1 protein-coding gene is annotated in these 3,136 nt (G+C 39.6%); it reads right to left on the bottom strand.

What is annotated here, in order from left to right; translation table 11 throughout:
* Window positions 1-834: 834 nt before the first annotated feature.
* The gene (locus tag PN497_RS05305; RefSeq protein ID WP_096566135.1) at window positions 835-2,076 is read right to left on the bottom strand and encodes a DUF4912 domain-containing protein; all 1,242 of its coding nucleotides are present in this window, start codon (window positions 2,074-2,076) and stop codon (window positions 835-837) included.
* Window positions 2,077-3,136 lie beyond the last annotated feature (1,060 nt).

Here is a 3,136-nt window from a genome sequence, read left to right on the forward strand (position 1 = left end):
ACAATCCTGAAAATCCTTAAATCCTGAAAATCCTGATTCAGACAAATAAAATCTATAAAATCAAACCATCAATTAAACAATCACAATCCTGAAAATCCTTAAATCCTGAAAATCCTGATTCAGACAAATAAAATCTATAAAATCAAACCATCAATTAAACAATCACAATCCTGAAAATCCTCAAATCCTGGACATCCTGATTCAGACAAATAAAATCTATAAAATCAAACCATCAATTAAACAATCACAATCCTGAAAATCCTCAAATCCTGGACATCCTGATTCAGACAAATTCATTAACTTATATTAAGTTACATTAACAAAATAATAAAAAAATTAATACAACATAACTTAGTCAAGACTTTACAACTATACGTAAGTGTAGTTATTCTATTGATTAGATTAGATAGATTCAGATCCCGGATTTCTTTAATAGATTCAGATCCCGGATTTCTTTAAGAAATCCGGGATCTATAAAGATTACCCATTACCAAATAAATATTGCTATCGTTTACCACCTTCTAAAAAGAAAAATAAGATTACTCACTATTTACACCAGGTAATTAAACCGAAAATACCCATTTTAAACTATGATGATGTAGCTGCGGAATGGTTTGCTAACGAAAGAGCGCGACTTGTGGGAATAGGAAAAACTCCTGCATATCCAGATGGACAAATTGCATATCTAGGTTTTACATTTATTCAGCATCCCCTAAATAAAAAACCCACTACAGAAATACTATAGCGGGTAATGCAGTTATGGGTAATGTAAAATTCAAACTTTAAATTCAAACTTTAAATTCAAACTTTAAATTCAAACTTTAAATTCAAACTCTATTTAAGCCATTCCAAAACAGCTTCTTCCTTAGTATTGGTATTGCGAGAAGGTGTTTCCCGTTCAAACTTCATGTGAATAGAACGACTTTGTTCACCATCAGCAGCAACCGCTAAAATGGGGTAATCTATCAAACCATCTTGGAAAGACATCTGGAAGCGGAATGTACCATCGGGATTGAGTTTAATAGGACGACCACCAATAGTTACAGTTGCATCTGGTTCAGTTGCACCATATACAATTAATTCCGCATCAGCAATTAACCAGAATTTGCGGGGACGTTCTGGAACAGCAGAAGCGGAGAAACCAACTCCAGACATACCCACACCGGACATATTGATCCCGGATGCAGTGGGAACTGCCCACATACCTACACCAGAGGGGAAGATGTAAGAACTGATCGCTTGTTCTGGACGTACAGAACCGGCTACGTGCTGCATAGAACCGAACAGAGAACCAGCTACCCGTTGAGCTTCTGCTGATTCTGCCATACCAAAGATCTCGTCGTAAATGGGGTTGCCACCAGCACCCACCGCAGCGACTTTCTTAGCTGGGGGAACGAGTTCATACTTGGTCTTACCGCGTAGGTCCTCTTCAAAGTCTACGGTAATGAAGACATCTTCGATCCAGTCGGAAGGATAGACGGGGGGAATGTGAACCCTAGCAGAACGAGCTAATACCAACCAACCACCAATGGGGGTGCGATAACCGATATCAATTACATAATCGCGATCGCTCACAGGAATTGGTAAATACCATTCTCTCGCTAATTCATCCGCAGGATATTCTTGAATACTGTGGGGACTTTGATGATCTAAATCAATATCAGTAACATCATAAATCCGCAATGCTAATTGCTGTCCACCTTGACGACGCAACTCTTCTTTATGTTCATTGGGAATATCCCAGTATGTGTAAGCCCATTGTGGATCACGTGGTAACAATACAATGCGACTTTCACCATAACCACCTGGTAAATCTGCCAGTCCCTCATCCACATCAGCGAGAGAACCACCTGTCCGATCTTCCTGACCTAATTCAAATTTTGCTGCTTCCACGGTTTCCTGTGCCTCCAGTGAACGAGATGGACTTAGCGAAAGTTTGTTACTTTGTACTTCTTGAATTGATGCTAACAATTGAGATTTACGCATCCGACTGTAACGAGAAATGCCATACTCACTTGCAACTTTACGAAGTTGCCTTAATGTCATTTCCTCTAGCGGTGGGCGTTCTTTTGCCATTTATTTTGGCCTCCAGTAGTTTTTCGGGTAAATGACTTCCCCTGGTTATAGAATGGTTTATAAAATCTCATCTATCCCAGATGAATTTTTTATTCCTGACTTCTGGTTTTGCCCAGTTTATAAGGGTTTTAGTTGGTTTTTAAATGGATTGCCACGCTTTCTGATTCCTGGTTTTGCCATGATTAGCATTTCTTTGGGATCAGGGGCGTGTTTTTTCTTGATGAAATACTAACAGGTAATCATGCCTAGTGATCAAGGGGTATGAAGTCGGTTTTTCAGCTATTTCACGTATTTATTAGCCCTGCGGGGATCACATTGTTATGGAATCATAACATTTGCCTTGACCTGGGGTTCATTATGTCAATATTTGATGACATTTGCGTTCTCATGTTGTGGGATCGGCTTCTAGCCCGTCCAGCTTTAACAGGACTTACGCAAAAGAGAACGAAAGTAGGGGTAATTCATGAATTACCCCTACGCAAGAATCAGGTTTTCAGTCACATCTTCCGTAAGTCCTATTTAGGGGTTGCTGAGAAAGTCTTTCCGTGAGGGCATAGGAGTCAGGAGTCAGGAGTGGTAGGGGCGAAGCATTAGGGCGACTAATTATCAATTTTTGTCCAAGCCTATTTTCCGAATGCTTCGCCCGTACAGGAGTCAGGAGGAGATTTGAAAATTTCTTTGCCATCTCTTGAAATCCCCAAAAATGCACACTTTTTCCGGTATACCCTTCAAAACCCTTGCACTTTTTTCCTGTTTATCAGCCTCTAACCTTTGATATAAGCTGTTGTGCATTTAATTTGTATAAGTGGAACAGGCATCTTGCCTGTTAAACAAGAGTTCAGAATATTAGGATTATACAATTTAGCTGTGTAACAGCTTATCAAGGTTTTAGGTTTATTCAGCAAACCCTATTTAGGGCTTGCTGAAAAAGTCTCTTCGTTAAGGCAGGGAATAGGGAATAGGCAAGAGTTTCGGTGATCTGTTAGTAACCAATTCTTTGAAATTTCACCCGGAAAATGCACGCTTTTAGGAGTATACCCCTGAAAAATCCTGCACTGAT

The organism is Sphaerospermopsis kisseleviana CS-549 (genome assembly GCF_028329225.1).
Taxonomy (GTDB): Bacteria; Cyanobacteriota; Cyanobacteriia; order Cyanobacteriales; family Nostocaceae; genus Sphaerospermopsis; species Sphaerospermopsis kisseleviana.